This is a genomic window from Enterobacter sp. YSU (assembly GCF_016082135.1).
Taxonomy (GTDB): Bacteria; Pseudomonadota; Gammaproteobacteria; order Enterobacterales; family Enterobacteriaceae; genus Enterobacter; species Enterobacter hormaechei_C.
In genome coordinates this window covers 2,086,897-2,111,085 of the sequence record NZ_CP059487.1, presented here as the reverse complement: position 1 = coordinate 2,111,085, position 24,189 = coordinate 2,086,897, and the positions used below count along the sequence as shown (strand labels likewise).

General features: G+C 56.3%; 22 protein-coding genes and 1 pseudogene. 10 read left to right on the top strand and 13 right to left on the bottom strand.

Going from position 1 to position 24,189, the window contains the following annotated elements:
* The first annotated feature begins 204 nt into the window (after positions 1–204).
* From nirB to H2Z33_RS10100, 4 genes are all read left to right on the top strand, one after another.
* Positions 205–2,748, top strand: a complete 2,544-nt coding sequence (gene nirB, locus H2Z33_RS10115; RefSeq protein ID WP_063135383.1) for a nitrite reductase large subunit NirB — start codon at positions 205–207, stop codon at positions 2,746–2,748.
* Positions 2,745–3,071, top strand: coding sequence for a nitrite reductase small subunit NirD (nirD, locus tag H2Z33_RS10110; RefSeq protein ID WP_015571429.1), 327 nt, complete (start codon positions 2,745–2,747; stop codon positions 3,069–3,071). The genes nirB and nirD overlap by 4 nt, the downstream gene beginning before the upstream one ends.
* A 134-nt stretch (positions 3,072–3,205) precedes the next feature.
* Positions 3,206–4,579 carry a siroheme synthase CysG gene (cysG, locus tag H2Z33_RS10105; RefSeq protein ID WP_017384159.1) on the top strand — a complete coding sequence of 458 codons (1,374 nt, stop codon included), beginning with the start codon at positions 3,206–3,208 and terminating at the stop codon, positions 4,577–4,579.
* Positions 4,580–4,721: 142 nt separating this feature from the next.
* Positions 4,722–4,892 (top strand): YhfL family protein, encoded by a 171-nt coding sequence (locus H2Z33_RS10100; protein ID WP_008503029.1) that lies wholly within the window; start codon positions 4,722–4,724, stop codon positions 4,890–4,892.
* 137 nt (positions 4,893–5,029) lie between these two features.
* Here H2Z33_RS10100 and trpS read toward each other — a convergent pair whose 3' ends face one another.
* The 12 genes from trpS to pilM all read right to left on the bottom strand — a co-directional run bounded on the left by trpS (position 5,030) and on the right by pilM (position 14,978).
* A complete protein-coding gene (trpS, locus tag H2Z33_RS10095) occupies positions 5,030–6,034 on the bottom strand; it encodes a tryptophan--tRNA ligase (RefSeq protein ID WP_015571430.1) in 1,005 nt (334 codons plus the stop codon).
* Positions 6,027–6,788 carry a phosphoglycolate phosphatase gene (gene gph, locus H2Z33_RS10090; RefSeq protein WP_015571431.1) on the bottom strand — a complete coding sequence of 254 codons (762 nt, stop codon included), beginning with the start codon at positions 6,786–6,788 and terminating at the stop codon, positions 6,027–6,029. The genes trpS and gph overlap by 8 nt, the downstream gene beginning before the upstream one ends.
* The gene (rpe, locus tag H2Z33_RS10085; protein WP_003861634.1) at positions 6,781–7,458 is read right to left on the bottom strand and encodes a ribulose-phosphate 3-epimerase; all 678 of its coding nucleotides are present in this window, start codon (positions 7,456–7,458) and stop codon (positions 6,781–6,783) included. The genes gph and rpe overlap by 8 nt, the downstream gene beginning before the upstream one ends.
* 39 nt (positions 7,459–7,497) lie before the next feature.
* The gene (gene dam, locus H2Z33_RS10080) at positions 7,498–8,310 is read right to left on the bottom strand and encodes an adenine-specific DNA-methyltransferase (RefSeq protein WP_015571432.1); all 813 of its coding nucleotides are present in this window, start codon (positions 8,308–8,310) and stop codon (positions 7,498–7,500) included.
* A 67-nt stretch (positions 8,311–8,377) separates the two neighbouring features.
* On the bottom strand, positions 8,378–9,667 hold the full coding sequence (gene damX, locus H2Z33_RS10075) for a cell division protein DamX (RefSeq protein WP_048219403.1): 1,290 nt from the start codon (positions 9,665–9,667) through the stop codon (positions 8,378–8,380).
* 92 nt (positions 9,668–9,759) lie between these two features.
* Entirely contained in the window at positions 9,760–10,848 is a 1,089-nt protein-coding gene (aroB, locus tag H2Z33_RS10070) for a 3-dehydroquinate synthase (protein WP_063135384.1), read from the bottom strand.
* 57 nt (positions 10,849–10,905) lie between these two features.
* On the bottom strand, positions 10,906–11,427 hold the full coding sequence (gene aroK / locus H2Z33_RS10065; RefSeq protein WP_003861630.1) for a shikimate kinase AroK: 522 nt from the start codon (positions 11,425–11,427) through the stop codon (positions 10,906–10,908).
* Positions 11,428–11,713: 286 nt separating this feature from the next.
* Entirely contained in the window at positions 11,714–12,952 is a 1,239-nt protein-coding gene (gene hofQ / locus H2Z33_RS10060; RefSeq protein WP_023295533.1) for a DNA uptake porin HofQ, read from the bottom strand.
* Positions 12,864–13,268 carry a HofP DNA utilization family protein gene (locus H2Z33_RS10055; RefSeq protein ID WP_045907644.1) on the bottom strand — a complete coding sequence of 135 codons (405 nt, stop codon included), beginning with the start codon at positions 13,266–13,268 and terminating at the stop codon, positions 12,864–12,866. The genes hofQ and H2Z33_RS10055 overlap by 89 nt, the downstream gene beginning before the upstream one ends.
* Positions 13,258–13,710 (bottom strand): hypothetical protein, encoded by a 453-nt coding sequence (locus tag H2Z33_RS10050; RefSeq protein ID WP_058686421.1) that lies wholly within the window; start codon positions 13,708–13,710, stop codon positions 13,258–13,260. The genes H2Z33_RS10055 and H2Z33_RS10050 overlap by 11 nt, the downstream gene beginning before the upstream one ends.
* Positions 13,711–13,713: 3 nt before the next feature.
* Positions 13,714–14,205: a PilN domain-containing protein gene (locus H2Z33_RS10045; protein ID WP_063135385.1), complete on the bottom strand. Its 492-nt coding sequence runs from the start codon at positions 14,203–14,205 to the stop codon at positions 13,714–13,716.
* Positions 14,205–14,978, bottom strand: coding sequence for a pilus assembly protein PilM (gene pilM / locus H2Z33_RS10040; RefSeq protein ID WP_058687098.1), 774 nt, complete (start codon positions 14,976–14,978; stop codon positions 14,205–14,207). The genes H2Z33_RS10045 and pilM overlap by 1 nt, the downstream gene beginning before the upstream one ends.
* A gap of 120 nt (positions 14,979–15,098) precedes the next feature.
* Here pilM and mrcA point away from each other — a divergent pair, with 120 nt between their 5' ends.
* Positions 15,099–17,651, top strand: coding sequence for a peptidoglycan glycosyltransferase/peptidoglycan DD-transpeptidase MrcA (mrcA, locus tag H2Z33_RS10035; protein WP_045907643.1), 2,553 nt, complete (start codon positions 15,099–15,101; stop codon positions 17,649–17,651).
* Positions 17,652–17,745: 94 nt separating this feature from the next.
* On the opposite strand, the gene nudE is transcribed toward mrcA, so the two are convergent.
* Positions 17,746–18,306: an ADP compounds hydrolase NudE gene (nudE, locus tag H2Z33_RS10030; protein ID WP_003861622.1), complete on the bottom strand. Its 561-nt coding sequence runs from the start codon at positions 18,304–18,306 to the stop codon at positions 17,746–17,748.
* A gap of 327 nt (positions 18,307–18,633) precedes the next feature.
* Between nudE and H2Z33_RS10025 the strand changes: the two genes are divergently transcribed.
* From H2Z33_RS10025 to H2Z33_RS10005, 5 genes and pseudogenes are all read left to right on the top strand, one after another.
* Entirely contained in the window at positions 18,634–20,772 is a 2,139-nt protein-coding gene (locus H2Z33_RS10025) for an intracellular growth attenuator family protein (RefSeq protein ID WP_017384151.1), read from the top strand.
* 64 nt (positions 20,773–20,836) lie between these two features.
* Positions 20,837–21,520 (top strand): GMP/IMP nucleotidase, encoded by a 684-nt coding sequence (gene yrfG / locus H2Z33_RS10020; RefSeq protein WP_000550486.1) that lies wholly within the window; start codon positions 20,837–20,839, stop codon positions 21,518–21,520.
* Entirely contained in the window at positions 21,517–21,918 is a 402-nt protein-coding gene (gene hslR, locus H2Z33_RS10015; protein WP_003861618.1) for a ribosome-associated heat shock protein Hsp15, read from the top strand. The genes yrfG and hslR overlap by 4 nt, the downstream gene beginning before the upstream one ends.
* A 24-nt stretch (positions 21,919–21,942) precedes the next feature.
* Positions 21,943–22,821, top strand: a complete 879-nt coding sequence (gene hslO, locus H2Z33_RS10010; protein WP_023304550.1) for an Hsp33 family molecular chaperone HslO — start codon at positions 21,943–21,945, stop codon at positions 22,819–22,821.
* 346 nt (positions 22,822–23,167) lie between these two features.
* A pseudogene (locus tag H2Z33_RS10005) lies at positions 23,168–24,154 on the top strand (phosphoenolpyruvate carboxykinase (ATP)); the annotation flags it as partial.
* Positions 24,155–24,189: the final 35 nt, after the last annotated feature.

Genomic DNA, 24,189 nt, shown 5'->3' with positions numbered 1-24,189 from the left:
CCGCCGATGGGTAAAAAACCCCACTATATTTGTGCAAAAAATAAGCAAGCACAAAAATCAAACAATATCCGTCACTTATAAAAATCCTGACAAATCATAGATATACCCACTAAGGGGTAGGTGAAGGCGTATTTGATTTGCATCAATAAGTGCCCCTGCTGAATCGTTAAGGTAGGCAGTAATAGAAAAGAAATCGAGGCAAAAATGAGCAAAGTCAGACTCGCTATCATCGGTAACGGCATGGTCGGCCACCGCTTTATTGAGGATCTTCTCGATAAAGCCGATGCTGAGCAGTTCGATATTACCGTGTTCTGTGAAGAACCCCGCAAGGCGTACGACCGTGTGCACTTGTCTTCCTACTTCTCTCACCATACCGCCGAAGAGCTCTCTCTTGTGCGTGAAGGGTTCTACGAGAAGCATGGCGTAAAAGTGCTGGTGGGCGAACGCGCTATCACCATCAACCGTCAGGAGAAAGTGATCCACTCCAGCGCCGGACGTACGGTTTTTTACGATAAGCTGATCATGGCGACGGGCTCGTATCCGTGGATCCCGCCTATTAAAGGGTCGGAAACCCAGGATTGCTTCGTTTACCGTACCATTGAAGACCTCAACGCCATTGAATCCTGCGCACGTCGAAGCAAACGCGGCGCGGTTGTCGGCGGTGGTCTGCTGGGTCTGGAAGCGGCAGGCGCGCTGAAAAACCTCGGCGTTGAAACCCACGTCATCGAATTTGCCCCGATGCTGATGGCGGAACAGCTGGACCATATGGGTGGCGACCAGCTACGCCGTAAAATCGAAAGCATGGGCGTGAAGGTTCACACCAGCAAGAACACCAAAGAGATCGTGCAGGAAGGCACCGAAGCGCGTAAAACCATGCGCTTTGCAGACGGCAGCGAGCTGGAAGTGGATTTCATCGTCTTCTCCACCGGTATTCGCCCGCGCGACAAGCTGGCCACCCAGTGCGGTCTGGCCGTTGCGCAGCGCGGCGGGATCATGATCAACGATACCTGCCAGACCTCCGATCCGGATATCTACGCCATCGGCGAATGCGCCAGCTGGAATAACCGCGTATACGGTCTGGTTGCACCAGGGTACAAAATGGCGCAGGTCGCCGTTGACCATATCCTCGGCAGCGAAAACGCCTTCACTGGCGCAGACATGAGCGCCAAGCTTAAACTGCTGGGCGTGGACGTGGGCGGTATTGGTGATGCGCATGGCCGCACCCTGAACTCCCGCAGCTATGTTTATCTGGACGAAAGCAAAGAAGTCTACAAACGTCTCATCGTCAGCCAGGACAACAAAACCCTGCTCGGGGCGGTGCTGGTGGGTGATACCAGCGACTTCGGTAACCTGCTCCAGCTGGTGCTGAACGCCATTGAGCTGCCGGAGAACCCGGACGCGCTAATCCTCCCGGCGCACGCCTCCAGCGGTAAGCCGTCCATCGGCGTGGATAAACTGCCGGACAGCGCGCAGATTTGCTCCTGCTTCGACGTGACCAAAGGCATGCTGATCTCCGCCATTAACAAAGGCTGCCACACCGTTGCGGCGCTGAAGGCGGAAACCAAAGCCGGGACCGGCTGCGGAGGCTGTATTCCTCTGGTCACTCAGGTGCTGAACGCCGAGCTGGCAAAACAGGGCATTGAAGTGAACAACAACCTGTGCGAGCACTTCGCTTACTCTCGCCAGGAGCTGTATCACCTGATCCGCGTGGAAGGCATTAAGTCCTTCGACGAACTGCTGGAGAAACACGGCCAGGGCTATGGCTGTGAAGTATGTAAGCCTACCGTCGGTTCCCTGCTGGCGTCCTGCTGGAACGAATATGTGCTCAAACCACAACACACTCCGCTTCAGGACACCAACGATAACTTCCTGGCCAATATTCAGAAAGACGGGACTTACTCGGTGATCCCGCGTTCTGCCGGAGGGGAGATTACCCCGGAAGGGCTGGTCGCCGTGGGCCGTATCGCCCGTGAGTTTAACCTGTACACCAAAATCACCGGCTCCCAGCGTATCGGCCTGTTCGGTGCGCAGAAAGATGACCTGCCGGAAATCTGGCGTCAGCTGATTGAAGCGGGCTTTGAAACCGGTCACGCGTACGCCAAGGCGCTGCGCATGGCGAAAACCTGCGTGGGCAGCACCTGGTGCCGCTACGGCGTGGGCGACAGCGTGGGCTTCGGCGTAGAGCTGGAAAACCGCTACAAAGGCATCCGTACGCCGCACAAAATGAAGTTCGGCGTGTCAGGATGTACCCGTGAATGTGCGGAAGCCCAGGGGAAAGACGTGGGTATCATTGCCACGGAGAAAGGCTGGAACCTGTACGTGTGCGGTAACGGCGGGATGAAACCTCGCCACGCGGATCTGCTGGCCGCCGATCTCGATCGCGATACACTGATCAAATACCTCGACCGCTTCATGATGTTCTACATTCGTACCGCCGATAAGCTGACCCGTACCGCGTCCTGGCTGGATAATCTCGAAGGCGGCATCGACTACCTGAAATCGGTCATTATCGACGACAAGCTGGGTCTGAATGAACAGCTGGAATCCGAGATGACTCGCCTGCGCGAGGCGGTGATCTGCGAGTGGACCGAAACCGTGAACACGCCAGCGGCGCAGACGCGCTTCAAACACTTTATCAACAGCACCCAGCGCGACCCGAACGTGCAGGTGGTGCCGGAGCGCGAGCAGCATCGTCCAGCGACCCCGTATGAACGTATTCCGGTGATGCTGGTGGAGGAAAACGCATGAGCCAGTGGGTAAACATCTGCAATATTAACGACATTCTGCCAGCAACCGGCGTCTGTGCCCTGCTGGGCAACGAGCAGGTGGCGATTTTCCGCCCTCGCCACGATGAACAGGTCTATGCCATCAGCAATATCGACCCGTTCTTCGAGGCCAGCGTGCTCTCCCGCGGTCTGATTGCGGAGCACCAGGGCGAGCTGTGGGTTGCCAGCCCGCTGAAAAAGCAGCGCTTCCGCTTAACCGACGGACTCTGCATGGAAGATGAAAGCTTCTCGGTCAAACACTACGACGTCCGCGTAAAGGACGGCGAGGTGCAGCTGAAAGCGTAACCTCTCGCCTTTTCAATAGGAAAGGCTTATGACCCCTTATGGGTAACGGCAGGAAAAACCGTATGTTCTGTACGATTCCTGCTGTTATCCTGACGTCAATTCTTCCCCCGCCATGAATGCTGTGAGGTAACGTCGTGGATCACCTGCCGATTTTTTGTCAATTACGCAACCGCGACTGCCTGCTCGTGGGCGGCGGCGATGTGGCTGAACGCAAGGCACGCCTGCTGTTAGAGGCGGGTGCCCGGCTGACCGTCAACGCCCTCACCTTTGCCCCACAGTTTGACGTCTGGGCGCAGGAAGGGATGCTCACCCAGGTGCAGGGCGAATTTGATGAATCCCTGCTGGATACCTGCTGGCTGACCATCGCCGCAACGGATAACGATGACGTTAACCAGCGCGTCAGCGACGCCTGCGAAGCGCGCCGCATCTTCTGTAACGTTGTGGATGCGCCGAAAGAGGCGAGCTTTATCATGCCGTCGATTATTGACCGTTCACCGCTGATGATTGCGGTGTCGTCCGGCGGGCGCTCGCCCGTTCTTGCCCGTCTGCTGCGGGAAAAACTGGAAGCCGTGCTGCCGCAGCATCTTGGTCAGATTGCCCAATACGCCGGGGAGCTGCGCTCCCGCGTGAAGCAAACCTTCGCAACCGTGGGCGAACGCCGTCGCTTCTGGGAGAAGTTCTTTGTCAACGACAGGCTGGCGCAGTCCCTTGCCAATCAGGACACCAAAGCCGTTGAAGAGACGACCGAACAGCTCCTGAGCGAGCCGCTGGACCATCGCGGTGAAGTGGTGCTGGTGGGCGCAGGTCCCGGCGATGCGGGCCTGCTGACGCTGAAGGGTCTCCAGCAGATCCAGCAGGCGGACATCGTGGTGTATGACCGTCTGGTCTCTGATGACATCATGAATCTGGTGCGCCGCGATGCTGACCGCGTGTTCGTCGGCAAACGGGCAGGTTATCACTGCGTGCCGCAGGAGGAGATCAATCAGACCCTGCTGCGGGAAGCGCAAAAAGGTAAGCGCGTGGTGCGCCTGAAGGGTGGCGATCCGTTTATCTTTGGTCGTGGCGGCGAAGAGCTGGAAACCCTGTGCAACGCGGGTATTCCGTTCTCCGTGGTGCCGGGCATTACGGCGGCGTCCGGCTGTTCTGCCTATTCCGGCATTCCGTTAACCCATCGCGACTATGCCCAGAGCGTGCGCCTGGTGACGGGCCACCTGAAAACCGGCAGCGAACTGGACTGGCATAATCTGGCCGCTGAAAAGCAGACGCTGGTGTTCTATATGGGGCTAAATCAGGCAGCCACGATCCAGGCGAAACTGCTGGAGCACGGCATGGAAGCAGATATGCCGGTCGCACTGGTGGAAAACGGCACCGCCATTACGCAGCGCGTGGTCGATGGCGTGCTGACGCAGCTGGGTGAGCTGGCGCAGCAGGTTGAAAGCCCGGCGCTGATCGTGGTGGGTCGCGTGGTAGCCCTGCGCGAAAAACTGAACTGGTTCTCCAGCCACTAACGCATAATCTCTCCCGGGAGTAGTCTTTAAGCGGACTACTCCCTTCTTACCTCAGTCGATAACATACCGCCCGCATAATGGAACTTTTCCATTTATTCCCTCGTGTTACATCCAATTTTCGATTTATTGACAAGGAATGCGTATGTTCAAACTGGCAAAAGCTGCCGTTCTGGTCGGCCTGTTATCAACTCTGACGGCCTGCACCGGTCACGTTCAAAATACTAAAAATAATTGCAGCTACGATTACCTGCTTCACCCGGCGATCTCCATTTCGAAGATCATCGGCGGTTGCGGCCCGGCGGCACAGCAGTAAGCGTTTTTCAGGCGTAAAAAAACCGGGGATGTCCCGGTTTTTTTGTTTCGTCAGTTTTGTCGGGTGGCGGCTCCGCCTTACCCGACCTGCACGGTCCCGTAGGCCGGGTAAGCGTAAGCGCCACCCGGCAAAGCGGCTTAAGGTTTCGCCACAAACCCAATCGCGTCGTACACCGCTTTCAGGGTTTCGGAGGCGCGCGCGCTGGCTTTTTCCGCGCCCTCTTTCATCACTTTTTGCAGGAAAGCTTCGTCGTTACGGTAACGGTGATAGCGCTCCTGCAACTCGGTCAGCATGCCGGAAACGGCGTCTGCCACTTCGCCTTTCAGGTGGCCGTACATCTTGCCTTCAAAGTGTTTTTCCAGCTCAGGGATGCTCTGTCCGGTCACACCGGAGAGAATGTCCAGCAGGTTAGACACGCCCGCTTTGTTCTGCACGTCGTAGCGCACCACTGGCGGCTCGTCGGAGTCGGTCACCGCACGCTTGAGCTTTTTCACCACCGATTTCGGATCTTCCAGCAGGCCGATAACGTTGTTGCGGTTATCGTCAGACTTGGACATCTTTTTGGTCGGCTCCAGCAGCGACATCACGCGCGCACCGGATTTCGGAATAAACGGCTCAGGCACTTTGAACACGTCACCGTAAAGCGCATTGAAGCGCTGGGCAATATCGCGGCTCAGCTCCAGGTGCTGCTTCTGGTCTTCACCCACCGGCACCTGGTTGGTCTGGTACAGCAGAATGTCGGCCGCCATCAGCACCGGATAGTCAAACAGACCGGCGTTGATGTTTTCAGAGTAGCGGGCAGACTTATCCTTGAACTGGGTCATGCGGCTCAGCTCGCCGAAATAGGTGTAGCAGTTCAGCGCCCAGCCCAGCTGCGCGTGCTCTGGCACGTGAGACTGAACGAAAATGGTGCTCTTCTCTGGATCGATACCGCACGCCAGGTACAGCGCCAGCGTATCAAGTGTTGCTTTGCGCAGCTTCTCGGGATCCTGACGCGCGGTGATAGCATGCAAATCCACGATGCAGTAAATGCAGTGGTAGTCATCCTGCATGCTCACCCACTGACGTAACGCACCCATGTAGTTACCAATGGTCAGTTCACCTGAAGGCTGTGCGCCACTAAAAACGATGGGCTTAGTCATTATTCAATTCCTGATGTTCACTGTGCGAGAGCCCGAGTGCGGGCAACAAATCTTTGAAGTGGTCGAACACAACGTCCGGCTCACTCAGCGTAATGGCTTCACCGTAGTTGTAGCCGTAGGTCAACCCAACCGACGGGCAACCTGCCGCTCTGGCAGCCAGAATATCATTGCGGGAATCCCCGACAAAGAGCAGCTCCGCAGGCGCTAAGGATAATTTTCCTGCCACCAGCAATAGCGGTTCCGGATGCGGCTTTTTATTCTGCACGTCATCGCCGCCCACAATTACGGAGAAGTATTTCGCGATATCCAGCGCTTCCAGCAGAGGCGCAACGAACGGTGTCGGCTTGTTAGTCACCAGTCCCAGCGGGATGCCTTTGGCATGTAGCGCGCTCAGCGTTTCAGCGACATCCGGGAACAGGAAGCTGCCCTCTTCGACGGTCTCTTCGTAGAAACGGTCGAACAGTTTGCGCAGAATACGCTGCTGCTCATCCTGGGGAATATCCGCGTGGTCAACACTCGGTTTACCTTGCGCGGAACGCTGAGAGGCACGCTCCTGACGAGCCCAGGACAGCGCGCGCTCCATCAGCACGTCTGCACCGTTACCAATCCACGTCACCACGCGCTCTTCGCCTGCAACGGGGAGTTCAAGGGCATACAGCGCCTGATCGACGGCGCGGGTTAATCCTGGCGCGCTGTCGACCAGCGTGCCGTCGAGGTCAAATGCTACACCCCGAATAGCCTGCAATTTATCCATGACTTACCTTCGCCAGTTCACGGCGCATTTCATCAATGACTTTTTTGTAATCCGGTTGATCGAAGATGGCGGAGCCTGCAACGAACATATCCGCCCCTGCCGCCGCAATCTCACCGATGTTATTGACCTTCACGCCGCCGTCCACTTCCAGACGAATATCATAGCCAGACTCATCAATACGGCGGCGCACTTCACGCAGTTTGTCGAGGGTCTGAGGGATAAATGACTGACCACCAAAGCCCGGGTTAACGGACATCAGCAGGATCACGTCCAGCTTGTCCATCACGTAGTCGAGATAGCTCAGCGGGGTCGCCGGGTTAAAGACCAGTCCCGCCTTACAGCCGTTCTCTTTGATCAGCTGTAGCGTACGGTCAACGTGTTCGGAGGCTTCCGGGTGGAAAGTGATGATGCTGGCACCCGCCGCGGCGAAATCAGGCACGATGCGGTCAACCGGTTTCACCATCAGATGCACGTCAATGGGCGCGGTGATCCCGTAGTTACGCAGCGCTTTAAGCACCATCGGACCGATGGTCAGGTTGGGAACGTAGTGGTTATCCATAACGTCGAAATGGACGACATCCGCGCCAGCCGCGAGAGCTTTGGCAGTGTCTTCACCCAGGCGGGCAAAATCGGCCGACAGAATTGAGGGGGCAATCAAAAACTGTTTCATCCGCATCTCCTTGAAATGTGTTTACCGGCGGGCAAAGGCTCAGGGTCGATAAAGCGCCAGAAGTTCGTCCACCTTTTTACGTGTGCCGCCGTTGCTGCTAATGCTACGTCGCACTTTTACCTGAAAATGCTTCGCGGCTTTGTACCATTCGCGCGTATCAGGCGTGTCGTGATTCGAAATTAACACCGGAATTCTTTTGCTGACCAGCTTTTCCGCCATCTCAGCCAGACGAGCCTGCTCGGCCGGGCTGAAGCTATTGGTGTGGTAGGCGGTGAAATTTGCCGTGGCAGACAGCGGCGCGTAAGGCGGGTCGCAGTAGACCACCGAGTTTACGCCCGCCAGATCCATGCACTCTTCATAGGAGAGACAGTAGAACTCGGCATTCTGCGCTTTTTCAGCAAAGTGATACAGTTCGTCCTGTGGGAAATAGGGACGCTTATAGCGGCCAAACGGCACGTTAAACTCGCCACGCAGATTATACCGGCACAGACCGTTGTAGCCATGGCGGTTGAGATAAAGAAACAACAGCGCGCGACGGAACGGGTCCTGGCTTTGATTAAACTCAGCGCGGAACTGATAGTAGACGTCCGGGTTGTTGTTCTCTGGCGTAAACAGCTTCCGCGCCTCTTCCACATACTCATCGGTACGCAGTTTGACGATGTTATAGAGGCTGATAAGGTCGCTGTTGATATCCGCCAGGATATAACGAGAAAAATCGGTATTCAGGAACACCGATCCAGCACCCACGAAGGGCTCGATAAGACACTCGCCTTTCGGCAGGTGCTTTTTAATATCGTCGAGCAGGGGGTATTTCCCCCCTGCCCATTTCAGAAAAGCGCGATTTTTTTTCATGCTGACTAACTGATTACACCTTCTCCGGCTGTGGAGAAAGCTCCGACAGCATCCTGCGCTTTAAACATTACTTCAGATCGGCCTGCACCTGATGAATCGGCTTCGCCCACGGGTTTTTCGCCTGCACGTCGGCTGGCAGCGTGGAAACGGCACGTTTTGCTTCATCTTTGGAAGCATAAATACCACTCACCAGCACATACCACGGTTGACCGTTACGGGTCGTCTGATAAACCACGTAGTTTTTCAGATTCGATTTCTTCGCCCAGGCGTTGAGGTTGTCATAGTTAGACGAACTGCTCAGCTGAAGGGTGTAGTTGCTGGAAGAGGCCGACTGCAAAGAACCCACGTTGCCCGTCGTTTTACCTGATGCAGCGCCCGTTTTGGCTGCGGGAGCCGCAGGTGTTGTTGCAGAAGGTGTTGTTGCAGCAGGCGCGGTTGTGGTCGCCGTTGCTTTCGGTGCAGTGGTTGCCGCAGGCGTTGGCGCTTTAACCGGCTGAGTCGCCGCAGGTTTTGTCTGCGCTGGCGCTTTTGCCACGGTTTGCGGTTTCGTCTCACGCTTCGGCTCAATCACAGCCTGCTTACGCTCCTGGCGTGGCGCAGTCTGCGTCTGGCGCGGTTTGGTTTCCGTTGTCGCCGTTTGCTGCTGGGCATTGCTGCCATGAACTGGCGCAACGGTGGCTGGTTCAGTTGGCAGCGTGGAGTTCACCACGGCAGCGTTAACCTGCTCCTGATTCTGCGGCTGCATCAGCGCGTTATTCAGATCGCCCTGAACTTCAACACGCTGCTGGCCTTCAGGCGTCGCAGGCGCCTGGCCCTGAGTCGGGGTCGCAGAGACAGGCGGCAGAGAGATATCCTGGCCAGCGCTGGTGTTACCTGCGGTCTGCTCTGCGGAAGTGGTGCCCGGCGCAGGCTGAGCGCCATTCGCCTGGTTGCTCGCATCGTTACCAGACAGGTCGATGCTCTTCTCGGCAGACGCCGTCTGCTCGGTAGAATTGGTAGAAGGTGCTTTTAGCGCGGACCCAATGCCGACAATCAGCAAGACCAGCACCAGAACGCCAAGGCCCATCATGATGTACTGACGGGAGGCCGGTTTTGCCGCTACCGCTTTTTTACGTTTGCGCGGACGACGTTCAACAGGCTGTTCATCCATTAACTCTTCTTCGGATTCATACTCCTCGTCTTCTCGCTCATTTCGCGCGTTACGGCTACGCGAAGGGCGACGATCGTCTGCATCCAGTTCGACATCGTCAAAATTGATCTGCGGCTCGTTATCACGTTCTGAAGATTGACGAGAACGACCAGTACGACGATCGCTGGGATCGGGTTTCAGCTCGTCTTCTGGTTTGAATTCATCCATTTAACACCCCACTCAAAGGCTTCTGCCAACGACTCTGCATTTACCTGAAGCTAAAACGACCACCTGTTACAGCGGTCTGACCTTTCTAGTTGTTACGCCTGCTGACAATCAGCAATAGCGCCAAGTACGACTTCGCGCGGCACTCCGCCGCGCACTTCACTTTTCCCTATTGCAAGCGGGAGTACCAGACGCATCTCACCTGCCAATACTTTTTTATCGCGCATCATGTGGGGAAGGTACGCCTGCGCAGACATTTCCTGCGGACCACTCACCGGCAAGCCAGCACGTTGAAGCAACGCGATGATACGTGCTGTCTCTTCCGGCCTGAACTGCCCCAGACGTTCAGAGGCTCGCGCCGCCATAACCATTCCGGCAGCGACAGCTTCACCGTGAAGCCAGTTACCGTAGCCCATTTCGGCTTCGATCGCATGACCAAACGTATGCCCCAGATTCAGTAAAGCACGTAAGCCGGTTTCACGCTCATCTGCGGCAACGACTTCTGCTTTCAGCTCACAACAACGGCGAATACAGTAGGCCATTGCCTGCCCGTCGAGGCGCAGCAGCGCATCCATATTCTCTTCCAGCCAGGTGAAGAACTCCCCGTCAAGAATAATGCCGTATTTGATCACTTCTGCAAGGCCGGACGCCAGTTCGCGCGCTGGCAAGGTTTTCAGACAGTCGAGATCCACCACCACCGAGGCAGGCTGGTAGAACGCGCCAATCATGTTTTTGCCGAGCGGATGGTTAACCGCCGTTTTACCGCCCACAGAAGAATCGACCTGTGAGAGCAACGTGGTTGGAATTTGAATAAAGCGCACGCCGCGCTGATAGCTGGCGGCTGCAAAACCGGTCAGATCGCCCACAACGCCGCCGCCCAGGGCAAGCAGTGTTGTATCACGACCGTGCGGTTTTTGCAGAAGTGCGGTAAAGACGGTATCCAGTACCGTCAGGCTTTTGTACTGCTCGCCATCGGGCAGAATCACACTGTCGACCTTCACGCCCGCCTGCTCAAGCAGGTGACGTACACGGTCGAGATAAAGCGGAGCCAGCGTCTCGTTGGTGACCAGCATCGCCTGATCACCCGCTTTCAGTGGTAAGAAGGAAGCTGGGTCGTTAAACAAACCAGCCGCGATGGTGATAGGGTAACTACGTTCCCCGAGAGTAACTGTAATCCTCTCCATGACGCGACATCCACCTTAAATGCTTTTACCCGCAGGCGAGTGTATATAAAGCCAGAATCAGTTGCTTTCCAGCATATGAATAATCTGGTTTGCAACCACTTTAGCGCTTTGATCGTCAGTACGAATGGTCACATCAGCAATCTCTTCGTACAGAGGATTGCGTTCATCGGCCAAAGCTTCCAGAACTTCACGTGGCGGTGTTTCAACCTGCAACAACGGGCGCTTTTTATCACGCTGCGTGCGTGCCAGCTGTTTTTCGATGGTCGTCTCAAGATAGACCACTACGCCACGGGCGGAGAGACGGTTGCGGGTTTCGCGAGATTTTACAGAGCCGCCGCCAGTTGCCAGCACAATGCCCTGTTTTTCCGTGAGTTCGTTGATCACTTTTTCTTCTCGGTCACGGAAACCTTCTTCGCCTTCTACGTCGAAGACCCAGCCCACATCCGCTCCGGTTCGTTTCTCAATCTCTTGATCAGAATCGTAAAATTCCATATTGAGTTGTTGAGCTAACTGACGCCCAATAGTGCTTTTGCCGGCACCCATAGGCCCAACCAGAAAGATATTGCGTTTCTCTGCCATTTTTTCGGTACTACTAAGACTATTCGTTAATGGTAATCCCCGCTGCGCAGACACCCGGCGTAGCAGGACATGAACTGAAACCTCATTTGCAATAGAGCGAGAGTCAGACGAAAAATTATCTCAATACTCCGGCTTGTTTGGCAACTGATTAAATCACCGTTCCCGGCGCATAAGGAAATAAGACGTAAGTCCAACTCAAATCGGTACTCCTTGTATGCTAATTCATGCCCCACGTCAAACATCTGCAACAAACTGAATGCAAAATCATTGCGGGGATCGTTACCCATTACTGAATACTGACCAGACGTGGCGTGATAAACACCACTAACTCGCGCCGTTCGTTATCTTTTCCATCATGGCGGAACAGCTGACCCAGCCACGGAATGTTGCCCAGCACGGGCACGCTGTCGCGTCCGGTTTTATTCTTTTGCGAAAAGATCCCGCCCAGCGCGAGCGTTTCCCCACTTTTTACCTCAACCTGCGTTTCGATCTCCTGCTTATCGATCGCCAGCGTTTCGCCGTCTGCCTGTTGCAGCACCTGGCCAGGCATATTTTCACTGATATGCAATTTCAGGCGCACGCGGCCGCCCGGCAGGACCACTGGCGTGACCTCCATGCCTAACACAGCCTCTTTAAATTCAACGGATGTCGCCCCGCTCTCGCCGCTGGAAACCTGATACGGAATTTCGCTGCCCTGCTTGATGCTGGCCGGCTGCATGTGCGACGCCAGCAGCCGCGGGCTGGCGATGATATCCACCTGCTGCTTTTGCTCAAGCGCCGACAACTCAAGATCCAGCATCCTGCCGTTGATGCGCCCGATGTTAAACCCTGCGTGGGTGGTTGCACTGGCCACCGACAGATCCGCCCCCAGCGTCGTGACCTGACCCACCTTACCGGCCTCCGTTGCGTCAGCGAGGTTCCATTTCACCCCCAGTTCACGCAGGCTTTTTTCACTGATGGTCACAATCTGCGCCGCCAGTTCCACCTGCTCGACGGGCAGATCCATCTGCACAGCCCAGCGCTGGAGCATATCCACCACCGTCTGGTTATCCCTGACCAGAAAACGGTTGGTGCGCTTGTCGACGGAGAGACTGCCTTTCGGGCTTAAGAGCTTTTCTGCCGCTTTTTGCAATTCGGCTGCATCCGCATAAGCAAACGGAATGCTGTGAGAGTGCAGCGGGGCGTCGAGCAGACGCTGGGCCCGCTCCTGCTCTTTACGCGTCTGTTGCTCCCGTTGCCAGGCCGCCGTATGCACATAAAAAATGCCGCCCTCTTCCCGCAATACCAGCCCGGCGCTGTTCACTACTGTCTGAAGCGCCTGTCTCCAGGGCACCCGCGTTAAATTCAGCGAAAGCGAACCGCTGACATCCGGCGACACCACCAGATTGCGATCCTCCTGCGCCACCAGCGCCTGTAATATCTGCACCACCGGGACATCATCCACCAGCAGGGTGACTGGTTTTGGCGTCGCGGCCCACAGGGGCTGGCTGAGTGCCGCCAGTAACAGCCCTATCCTTATCTTCACTTTTTTTCGTTCCTTCTCGTTGCCATGTCCATCGCTTCGGCTCGCACATGTCGCCGACATCAACGGTCAGTTGTTGTTTATCTATCGCGCTCACCCGCCAGCCTGTCGGTAACCGCACCTGCGTATTTACCCGGTGCCAGCGTTTCTGCCCGTCCTGCATAAGGCCGATATCCCTGCTGCCGCTGACTACCCCCTGATACCGCCACTGGCTGAGCTGCCCGGCTGCGCAACGCTCTTCCGGTACAGAGAAGGGATCCCGCATCCCGGTCAGGAAAAGTGGAGAAAGCAGGATCAGCAAACGGGCTTTACTGCGCATGACCGATCTCCAGTTGCAGGCTGAGGCGTAACTGTTTGCCCTGTGGGGTGATGGAAAACGCCCTCACCCGCGCGTTCTCAAGCGCCAGCCGGGAAAAGAGCGCCGGGACCGCGCCCCAGGAGGCATCCAGCGCCAGCTCTCCCCCACTCTGCTGCGGCTTCCAGTACACCAGCCTTGCGCCCTCACGCTGAAAAGCCAGGGGAGAAAAGGGCTGCGAGGGCGTCACTTGCCTAACCACTACTCGCCGTCCGGCCTCTGGCCACAGCGAGGCGTTAATTCGCTTCGCACTGATGGCCTGCGCCTGAATATCGGTGTAGCGCAGAGCTGCGGGCCTGAGCAGCAGTCCCCAAATTGCCCACGCAACAAGCCCCGATGCGATCAACCAGCAAAGGACGCGCCGGGAAGGACGTGCATCAGTCCAGCGTTGATACCAGATACCCACGGGCTACCTCCGGCTATGCAGTTGAAAAGAGAACATCCATCGCCCCTGGCTATCCTGTTGCATTTCGCCTGCCGGTCCGGGGTTAAATCCCGTCACCCTTTTCAGGGCATCGGTCATGGCGGTGAGCGCTGGCAGTGAGGTGGTATAGCCGGTCAGGGTCAGCGAGGGTGGCTGATAACGCAGCGCCGTTAGCCACGCCTGCCGGGGCATTGCGCTGGCAAGGGACTCCAGCGCAGGTTGCCAGGCCGGATCAAACGGCAGCGAAGGGGTTTTCTGCCCCGCTGACTGCGGCTGACGGACTCTCAATACTTTCTGTACCGCACGTGTCCCCGCCAGTTCGCTCTGCAACGCCTGTAATGCGAGAGTCTGCGTCGCCCGCAGGCTGATACTCCCCGCCAGCATCACCAGCCATGAGCCAGCAAACAGCAGCCCCCAGAAACGCAGACGCTGATTACGTTGCTGCCGACGCCAGGGTAAAAGATTGGGCATGCTCATTACGGCGCCTCGCTCATGGCCAGCGCCAGGGCGACGGTGTAATCAGCACCGCATTCCGGCAACGGCGGCTGGCACAGCGTCACCGCTTCCCAGGGATCGCGGGCAGCATCAAACACGGCGATATCAGAAGGAGAAAGCGCAAGCAGCGCCGCCAGTTCATTCACCGTCGCCGCTTCTGTGGTATAGCGCCGCCCCCACTGGTGACGCATCGCCCATAGCCACTGGTGTTGATCTCTCCAGGCGACGCACCGGGCGGGGGCAACAGCAGAGAGAAGATTAGCCAGCGCGCCGGCATCCGGGGCGATTGCTGCCAGACGCAAACGCAGCGCGTTCGCCAGCGTCAACAGGGTATCGACCTCTCTGTTTTGCGCTGCGGTAACCTGAAAAGTGTTGCTGAACGTATCCTGCGTGTAGTCAAAACAGAGCGTATCGGCGGGCATCTCCAGCTCACGCGCTAATGCGGCGCCTACCCAGGTGAGCTGTTCGCTGTCACGCAAGGTAACGGATGGACGGGGCAACGCGCGTTGCAGAACGCGCGTCGCCGGAAATGAGAGAAATACCCGATGCGAGTGCGGCAATGTTTTCCGCCAGCCACGTAATGCGTTAACCAGCTGTTCTGGCTTAAGTATTTTGCCTTCCCCGATAACGCCGTCCGACAGCGGTACCGCCCACCAGCGCCGTAAACGCCAACCGGCCCGCTCTCTGGTCAGCGCTACCGCAACCACCTTATCCTGTTGAATATGAACGCCTGTTTGCCACGTTTTAAAAGCCATGCTTCACGATCTCCTTATCGCCCGTCGGAGTGACGGCTATATCAATGAATCAGGCTTGCCTTTATACTACCGCGCGATTGTTTAGAAACTGCCCAGGCTAAACCAAATGGGAAATCTCCGGTGAAGTTCGTAAAGTATTTATTGATCCTTGCAGTCTGTTGCATTCTGCTGGGAGCAGGCTCGATTATTGGTTTGTACAAATATGTCGAGCCGCAACTCCCTGATGTCGCCACGCTTCGTGATGTGCGGCTTCAGATCCCTATGCAGGTCTATAGCGCCGATGGTGAACTGATGGCGCAATACGGCGAGAAACGTCGTATCCCTCTGACCTTAAATCAAATTCCACCCGTGATGGTGAAGGCTTTTATCGCCACCGAGGACAGCCGTTTTTACGAGCACCACGGTGTCGATCCGGTCGGTATTTTCCGTGCGGCAAGCGTGGCGCTGTTCTCCGGTCATGCCTCTCAGGGGGCAAGTACCATTACCCAGCAGCTGGCGCGTAACTTCTTCCTCAGCCCGGAAAAGACGCTGATGCGTAAGATCAAAGAGGTGTTCCTCGCGATCCGCATTGAGCAACTGCTGAGCAAAGACGAGATCCTTGAGCTTTACCTCAACAAGATCTATCTGGGCTACCGCGCCTATGGCGTAGGGGCTGCGGCTCAGGTCTATTTTGGTAAGCCGATCGATCAGCTCACGCTGAGCGAAATGGCGACCATTGCCGGCCTGCCAAAAGCGCCATCCACGTTTAACCCGCTCTACTCGCTGGACCGCGCCACCGCGCGCCGTAACGTGGTGCTGTCGCGTATGTTGAGCGAAGGCTATATCAGCCAGTCTGAATACGATAAGGCGCGCAGCGACGTTATTGACGCCAATTACCATGCGCCGGAAATTGCTTTCTCTGCACCGTATCTCACTGAAATGGTTCGCCAGGAGATGGTGAGTCGCTACGGTGATAAAGCGTATGAAGATGGTTATCGCGTCTATACCACCGTGACCCGCAAGGTGCAGCAGGCTGCCCAGCAGGCGGTGCGTAATAACGTGATGGATTACGATATGCGTCACGGCTATCGCGGCCCGTCCAACGTGCTGTGGAAAGTGGGTGAAGGCGCATGGGACAGTAAAAAAATCACGGATTCCCTGAAAGCGCTGCCGACCTATGGCCCGCTGCGTCCGGCGGTCGTCACCCAGGCCGATCCACAGGAAGCAGTGGCGATGATGGCCGATGGCACATCCGTTTCGCTGCGCATGGAGGGTGTCCGCTGGGCGCGTCCATACCGTTCTGACACCCTTCAGGGGCCAACGCCACGTAAAGTGACCGATGTCGTACAAATCGGACAACAAATCTGGGTGCGTCAGGTCGGCGATGCCTGGTGGCTGGCACAGGTGCCGGACGTAAACTCTGCGCTGGTCTCCATCAATCCGCAGAATGGCGCCGTGATGGCGCTGGTTGGCGGGTTCGATTTCAACCAGAGCAAATTTAACCGCGCGACCCAGGCGCTGCGTCAGGTTGGTTCGAACATCAAACCGTTCCTGTATACCGCGGCGATGGATAAGGGGCTGACTCTCGCCAGCATTCTCAACGACGTGCCAATTTCCCGCTGGGATGCCGGTGCGGGCTCTGACTGGCAGCCGAAGAACTCTCCGGCGCAATACGCTGGCCCTATCCGCCTGCGCCAGGGCCTTGGCCAGTCGAAGAACGTGGTCATGGTTCGCGCGATGCGTGCGATGGGCGTGGATTATGCGGCAGAGTATCTGCAACGCTTTGGCTTCCCGGCGCAAAACATCGTTCATACTGAATCTCTGGCGCTCGGCTCCGCGTCCTTTACGCCGCTCCAGGTTGCGCGTGGCTACTCGGTGATGGCGAACGGCGGCTTCCTGGTCGATCCGTATTTCATCAGCAAAATAGAGAACGATCAGGGCGGCGTACTGTTTGAAGCGAAACCGAAAATTGCCTGCCCTGAATGCGATATTCCGGTGATTTACGGCGACACGCCAAAATCCAATGTCCTGGAAAACAAGGATATGGAAGATGTGGCGATCTCTCAGGAACGTCAGAATCTGGCGGTGCCGCAGCCGCAGCTGGAACAGGCCAATCAGGCGCTGGTCGCCCAGAGTGGCGCGCAGGAGTATGCCCCGCACGTGATCAGCACGCCGCTGTCGTTCCTGATTAAGAGCGCACTGAACACCAACATCTTTGGTGAACCGGGCTGGCAAGGCACCGGCTGGCGAGCGGGCCGCGATTTGCAGCGCCACGACATCGGCGGAAAAACCGGGACAACCAACAGTTCAAAAGATGCCTGGTTCTCAGGTTATGGCCCGGGGGTTGTCACCTCCGTCTGGATTGGTTTTGACGATCACCGCCGCGATCTGGGGCGCACGACCGCCTCTGGCGCGATTAAAGATCAGATTTCCGGTTACGAAGGCGGCGCGAAGAGTGCGCAACCTGCCTGGGATGCATACATGAAGGCCGTTCTCGAGGGCGTACCAGAGCAGCCGCTAACGCCTCCACCGGGCGTGGTGACGGTGAATATCGACCGCAGTACCGGACAGCTCGCGAATGGCGGTAACAGCCGTGCCGAGTATTTCATCGAGGGCACTCAGCCAACCACGCAGGCAGTGCATGAGGTGGGTACGGAATTGATTGATAACGGCGAAACGCACGAGCTGTTCTGACGCCAATAAAAAAGCCGGGTGGCGACTACGCCTGACCCGGCCTACAACGTCAATGCAAAACGGCAACCTTCGGTTGCCGTTTTTAATGGTGGCGCTACAAACGCCCCTGCCCCTTCAGCCATTCCCGCACCAGGAACAGTGCGCTCACGTTGCGCGCCTCGTTAAAGTCAGGATCTTCCAGCAAATCCATCAGATGAGCCAGCGGCCAGCGAACCTGCGGCAGCGGTTCCGGCTCGTCTCCTTCCAGCGATTCAGGATAGAGATCTTCCGCGACAACGATGTTCATTTTGCTGGAGAAATAGGACGGTGCCATGCTCAGCTTTTTCAGGAACGTCAGCTCTTTCGCGCCAAAACCGACCTCTTCTTTCAGCTCCCGGTTTGCCGCTTCAAACACCGTTTCACCCGGGTCGATCAGTCCTTTGGAGAAGCCCAGCTCGTAGGATTCTGTGCCCACGGCGTATTCACGAATGAGGATCAGGTGCTCGTCGACGATGGGCACAATCATCACCGCTTCACGCGAGGAGGGGCGCATACGCTCATAAACACGACGCACACCGTTGCTGAACTCCAGATCCACGCTTTCGACATTAAACAGACGCGATTTCGCGACGGTTTCAACATTCAGAATGGTGGGCTTTTGTAAGGGTTTGGTCATCTTGACGGGTCTTTGCTGGGTGAACTGGCTTTATTGTGCGATACGCCGCACGGTTTCGGCAATGTCAATTGCTCTTTATTTACATTTATGCAACGTAACTGTAGGCGATTCTCATTTCAAAACAAATGTCAAGAGGTTGAAATGTTTCCAGGAATTTGCTGATATCGCGCCGGAACAGGCTTTGTTATCATTACCGGTCACTGGGATGCGCGTCAACATGCTCAAGTTAGACTCCATACTTGCCGATAGCCGACCACAGAATCTCATTCATTGTACAAAAGGTGCGACTGACAACACCTGTAAGAAGATAAGTAAGATGGGGAAAGCATGAGCACCATTTTGATTTTTCTCGCTGCTGTGCTGGCCTGCGCGTCGATTGCGGTGTGGGTATTCAGGCGCCGCGTACATCGCCGTTATCGGCTGCCCTTTTTGAACGCGTTCGCCGGGGCAAACACGCGCAAGCTTTCGCCAGAGGAACGCAGCACCGTTGAGCAGTATCTCGACACGCTGAACCGATCCCGGCTTTCGCCTGGCCCTACCGGTGCCAGCGCCGCCCCCGTATCGCTCAACCTTAACGCCCAAAGCGACACCGTTCTGTGCGTGACGCGCTCCATTACCCGCTACGGCATTACAACCGACGATCCCAACAAGTGGCGTTACTATCTCGACTCTGTTGAAGTGCACCTGCCTCCCTTCTGGGAGCAGTATATTAACGACGAAAACAGCGTCGAGCTCATCCATACCGATACGCTGCCGCTGGTTATCTCCCTCAATGGTCATACGCTGAGCGAATATGTTCAGGAAGCGCCACGCTTTGCGCTGGAACGCGCAAGCGGAACGCAGGCCTCTATTCGCGGTGAAGAGACTGAGCAGATCGAACTGCTGAACATCCGCCAGGAGACGCATGAAGAGTACGTCCTGAGCCGCCCGGATGGCATTCGCGAAGCGGTGTTGATTGTCGCCTCGTTCCTGCTCTTTTTCATCTGCCTGCTGACGCCGGACGTGTTTGTTCCGTGGCTCGCGGGTGGTGCAGTACTGCTTCTGGCCGCCGGGCTGTGGGGCATATTTGCTCCGCCGGCAAAAACGTCATTACGCGAAATTCACTGCCTGCGCGGAACCCCAAAACGCTGGGGACTGTTCGGTGAGAACGATCAGGAACATATCAACAATATCTCGCTCGGGATCATCGATCTTATCTATCCGCGCCACTGGCAGCCGTGGATAGCGCAGGACCTTGGCCACAAAACGGATATTGATATCTATCTCGACCGCCACGTTGTACGCCAGGGGCGCTACTTATCCCTGCACGACGAAGTGAAAAACTTCCCGCTTCAGCACTGGCTCCGCAGCGCGGTGATTGCCGGTGGTGCCGCGTTAATCTTCGTCATGCTGCTGCTCTTCGTGCCGCTGGATATGCCGATTAAATTTACCCTGTCGTGGATCAAAGGGGCGCAAACTGTGGAAGCCACCAGCGTACAGCAGCTCGAAGAAGCGGGTGTACGCGTGGGAGATACGTTGCGCCTCAAAGGCACCGGGATGTGTAATATCCACACGCCGGGCGCCTGGAACACGCGCCAGAACTCGCCGTTCGCGCCGTTCGACTGCTCTCAGATCATCTGGAATGACGCCTCTCCGCTGCCGCTGCCGGAATCAGATGTGGTCAACAAGGCCACTGCGCTCACCCAGACGATTAATCGCCAGCTCCATCCAAAACCGGATGATGATTCTCGCGTCAGCCCTGCCCTGCGTTCGGCTATTCAGAAGTCGGGCATGGTACTGCTGGATGACTTTGGCGAAATCGTCCTGAAAACAGAGGATCTCTGTTCCGCCCAGGATGACTGTATCCGGCTCAAGAACGCGCTGGTCAACCTCGGCAACAGCAAAGACTGGGACGCGCTGGTGAAACGCGCCGAAGCGGGACGCCTGGACGGTGTGAACGTGCTTCTGCGTCCGGTCAGCGCCGAGTCGCTGGATAACCTGGTGGCGACCTCTACCGCCCCCTTCGTGATGCGTGAAACCACCCGTGCCGCCCAGGCGCTTAACAGCCCGGCGCCCGGCGGTTTTGTGATTGCCAGCGATGAAGGCAGCGACCTGGTGGATCAACCTTATCCGCAGGTTTCGCTCTATGACTATCCTGCCCAGGAGCAGTGGAGCGAATTCCAGCGTCTGGCGCAGATGCTGATGCAGACGCCATTCAGCGCGGAAGGGATCGTCACCACCCTCTTTACCGACGCCAACGGCACGCGTCATATTGGCCTGCACCGTATGCCGGATAGCGCTGGCCTGTGGCGCTATATAGGGACATCCCTGCTGCTGATTGCAATGCTGGCGTGCATTGTCTGGAACGGTTATCAGGCCGTACGCCGCTATCAGCGTTCCCGCACGCGGCTGGCAGAAATCCAGGCCTACTACGAAAATTGCCTGAACCCGAAACTGATCTCCTCTTCCGAGAGCCTGATCGGATAACGTCCCTGCGCGACAAGTTGTGCTACCCTGTCGCGCACGTTTCTTCTGGCTGGAGTTCCCCCTTATGCATCTTAATATCGACTGGCAGGCGGTCGATACCGTCCTGCTTGATATGGACGGCACGCTGCTTGATCTCGCCTTTGATAACTATTTCTGGCAAAAGCTGGTCCCGGAAACATACGGTGAACAGCAGGGGATCTCCCCGGCGGAAGCGCAGGAATTCATTCGTTCGCAATATAGCGCGGTGCAGCATACGCTAAACTGGTACTGTCTTGACTACTGGAGCGAGCGACTCGGTTTGGATATTTGTGCCATGACCACCGCCCAGGGCGCACGCGCTGTACTGCGCGACGATACGGTCCCGTTCCTGGATGCGCTGAAAGCCTGCGGTAAGCGCCGCATTTTGCTGACGAATGCGCATCCCCATAACCTGGCCGTGAAGCTGGAACATACCGGTCTTGCTTCACACCTTGATTTATTGCTTTCCACCCACACATTTGGTTATCCGAAAGAGGATCAGCGGTTGTGGCATGCCGTGGTGGAAGAGACCGGTTTACAGCCTGAACGCACGCTGTTTATTGACGACAGCGAGCCGATTCTGGATTCTGCGGCCGCTTTTGGCATTCGCTATTGTCTGGGCGTGACTAATCCGGATTCCGGCCTGGCTGAAAAAAGCTATCTGCGACATCCGGGGCTGAACGACTATCGCCGGATGATCCCCTCACTCACCGTGAAGGAGACGCCATGAAAGAAAAACCCTCTGATGGGGTAAGACTGGATAAATGGCTGTGGGCCGCCCGTTTTTACAAAACGCGCGCCCTTGCCCGTGAAATGGTTGATGGCGGAAAGGTGCATTACAACGGTCAGCGCAGCAAACCGAGCAAGCTGGTTGAACTGAATGCCACGCTAACGCTTCGCCAGGGCAACGATGAGAAAACGGTGGTGGTGAAAGCCATTACCGAGCAGCGGCGGCCCGCAACCGAAGCCGTTTTGCTGTATGAAGAGACGGCCGAAAGCATAGAGAAGCGCGAGAAAACCGCGCTGGCGCGCAAGATGAATGCGCTGACCATGCCTCACCCGGACCGGCGACCGGATAAAAAAGAGCGCCGCGATCTGATGAAATTTAAACACGGTGAGAGCGAGTAACCCTCACCTGCACGAGAGATGAAAATGGCCCAACACGACCAATTACACCGCTATCTGTTTGAACAATTCGCCGTGCGCGGCGAGCTGGTCACCGTATCCGAAACCTGGAAACAGATTCTGGAAAACCACAACTACCCGCTGCCGGTGAAAACCCTGTTGGGCGAACTGCTGGTTGCCACCAGCCTGCTGACCGCCACGCTGAAGTTCGCTGGCGATATTACCGTTCAGTTGCAGGGTGATGGCCCGATGTCGCTGGCGGTGATCAACGGCAATAACCAGCAGCAGATGCGCGGCGTGGCGCGCGTTCAGGGCGATATCCCTGAAAATGCGGATCTGAAAACGCTGGTCGGAAATGGCTATCTGGTTATCACGATCTCGCCTGAAGAGGGTGAGCGCTATCAGGGCGTTGTCGGTCTGGAAGGCGACACGCTTGCCGCCTGCCTGGAAGATTACTTCATGCGTTCCGAACAGCTGCCAACCCGCCTGTTCATCCGCACCGGTGAAGTGGATGGTCAGCCTGCTGCCGGTGGTATGCTGCTTCAGGTTCTGCCTGCGCAGGATGCGCAGACCAATGATTTCGAGCATCTGGCAACGTTGACGGAAACCATCAAAGCGGAAGAGTTGTTCACCCTGTCGGCGACCGACGTGCTGTGGCGTCTGTACCACGAAGAAGAAGTGACGGTTTACGATCCGCAGGATGTGGAATTTAAGTGCACCTGCTCTCGCGAGCGTTGTGCTGGCGCCCTGAAAACGCTGCCGGATGAAGAGATCGACAGCATCATGGCGGAAGACGGTGAGATCGATATGCACTGTGATTACTGCGGTACGCACTACGTGTTCAATTCCATGGATATCGCGGAGATCCGCAATAACGCCTCTCCAGCGGACCCGCAGGTTCACTAAACCTCTTTCCCCTCACCCTAACCCTCACCCCTTTGGGTGAGGGGTAAAAAACGCCACCCAAGCTGAATCGTTTTCCCAGTGTAACCCTTACGTAATTTTCTTACATGTATGCGATTACATTCACATTCTTCTGGATAAATTCACCAGAGATTAACCTTTTAAGAACATTTTCCCCATCCAAAAAGCGATTCCTGCGATAATCTGCCCGCCCTGTGACTGGAGTCGCAGCGTTTTCCGTTAGTAAGGGTTTTAACCAGATACGTAAATCTATGAGCCCCGTCGCGGTTAACATCCCCAGAAAAACCCTACAATTTCAGGCAGTACATATTGGCTAAGGAGCAGTGATATGCGTGTTAATGGTTTAACCCCGCAAGATCTCAAGGCTTATGGTATTCACGACGTCCAGGAAGTGGTCTACAACCCCGATTACGATACGCTGTATCAGGAAGAGCTCAATCCGGCACTGGAAGGATACGAGCGCGGTGTGTTGACGAACCTGGGTGCTATCGCCGTCGATACGGGTATTTTTACCGGTCGTTCGCCTAAAGATAAGTATATCGTCCGAGACGACACCACCCGCGATACGCTGTGGTGGGCTGATAAGGGCAAAGGGAAGAACGATAACAAACCGCTCTCCCCGGAAACCTGGCAGCATCTGAAAGGACTTGTCACCCATCAGCTTTCCGGCAAGCGTCTGTTTATTATTGATGCGTTCTGCGGCGCTAACGCCGACACCCGTCTCTCCGTACGGTTCATTACTGAAGTGGCCTGGCAGGCGCATTTCGTGAAGAACATGTTCATTCGTCCGACCGATGAAGAACTGCAAGACTTCACCCCTGACTTTATCGTGATGAACGGCGCGAAATGCACCAACCCGCAGTGGAAAGAGCAGGGTCTTAATTCCGAAAACTTTATCGCCTTCAACCTGACCGAGCGTATCCAGCTGATCGGCGGTACCTGGTACGGCGGCGAAATGAAGAAAGGGATGTTCTCGGTCATGAACTACCTGCTGCCGCTGCGCGGTATCGCCTCCATGCACTGCTCGGCGAACGTCGGGGAAAAAGGCGATGTAGCAGTGTTCTTCGGCCTTTCCGGCACCGGTAAAACAACGCTGTCCACCGATCCAAAACGTCGTCTGATTGGCGACGATGAACACGGCTGGGATGATGACGGCGTGTTTAACTTTGAAGGCGGCTGCTACGCGAAGACCATTCGCCTGTCGGAAGAGGCAGAGCCGGATATCTACCACGCGATTCGCCGCGATGCGCTGCTGGAAAACGTCACCGTGCGTGCCGATGGTTCTATCGACTTCGACGATGCCTCGAAAACGGAATCTATGGTCACTCCCGTTTTTGCAACACCGATTTT

Bases quoted from the DNA above. Each gene is read 5' to 3' on its own strand.
- nirB (WP_063135383.1), top strand. From the start codon at position 205: ATGAGCAAAGTCAGACTCGCTATCATCGGTAACGGCATGGTCGGCCAC.
- nirD (WP_015571429.1), top strand. From the start codon at position 2,745: ATGAGCCAGTGGGTAAACATCTGCAATATTAACGACATTCTGCCAGCA.
- H2Z33_RS10100 (WP_008503029.1), top strand. From the start codon at position 4,722: ATGTTCAAACTGGCAAAAGCTGCCGTTCTGGTCGGCCTGTTATCAACT.
- trpS (WP_015571430.1), bottom strand. From the start codon at position 6,034: ATGACTAAGCCCATCGTTTTTAGTGGCGCACAGCCTTCAGGTGAACTG.
- gph (WP_015571431.1), bottom strand. From the start codon at position 6,788: ATGGATAAATTGCAGGCTATTCGGGGTGTAGCATTTGACCTCGACGGC.
- rpe (WP_003861634.1), bottom strand. From the start codon at position 7,458: ATGAAACAGTTTTTGATTGCCCCCTCAATTCTGTCGGCCGATTTTGCC.
- dam (WP_015571432.1), bottom strand. From the start codon at position 8,310: ATGAAAAAAAATCGCGCTTTTCTGAAATGGGCAGGGGGGAAATACCCC.
- damX (WP_048219403.1), bottom strand. From the start codon at position 9,667: ATGGATGAATTCAAACCAGAAGACGAGCTGAAACCCGATCCCAGCGAT.
- aroB (WP_063135384.1), bottom strand. From the start codon at position 10,848: ATGGAGAGGATTACAGTTACTCTCGGGGAACGTAGTTACCCTATCACC.
- aroK (WP_003861630.1), bottom strand. From the start codon at position 11,427: ATGGCAGAGAAACGCAATATCTTTCTGGTTGGGCCTATGGGTGCCGGC.
- H2Z33_RS10055 (WP_045907644.1), bottom strand. From the start codon at position 13,268: ATGCGCAGTAAAGCCCGTTTGCTGATCCTGCTTTCTCCACTTTTCCTG.
- H2Z33_RS10045 (WP_063135385.1), bottom strand. From the start codon at position 14,205: ATGAGCATGCCCAATCTTTTACCCTGGCGTCGGCAGCAACGTAATCAG.
- pilM (WP_058687098.1), bottom strand. From the start codon at position 14,978: ATGGCTTTTAAAACGTGGCAAACAGGCGTTCATATTCAACAGGATAAG.
- nudE (WP_003861622.1), bottom strand. From the start codon at position 18,306: ATGACCAAACCCTTACAAAAGCCCACCATTCTGAATGTTGAAACCGTC.
- H2Z33_RS10025 (WP_017384151.1), top strand. From the start codon at position 18,634: ATGAGCACCATTTTGATTTTTCTCGCTGCTGTGCTGGCCTGCGCGTCG.
- yrfG (WP_000550486.1), top strand. From the start codon at position 20,837: ATGCATCTTAATATCGACTGGCAGGCGGTCGATACCGTCCTGCTTGAT.
- hslR (WP_003861618.1), top strand. From the start codon at position 21,517: ATGAAAGAAAAACCCTCTGATGGGGTAAGACTGGATAAATGGCTGTGG.
- hslO (WP_023304550.1), top strand. From the start codon at position 21,943: ATGGCCCAACACGACCAATTACACCGCTATCTGTTTGAACAATTCGCC.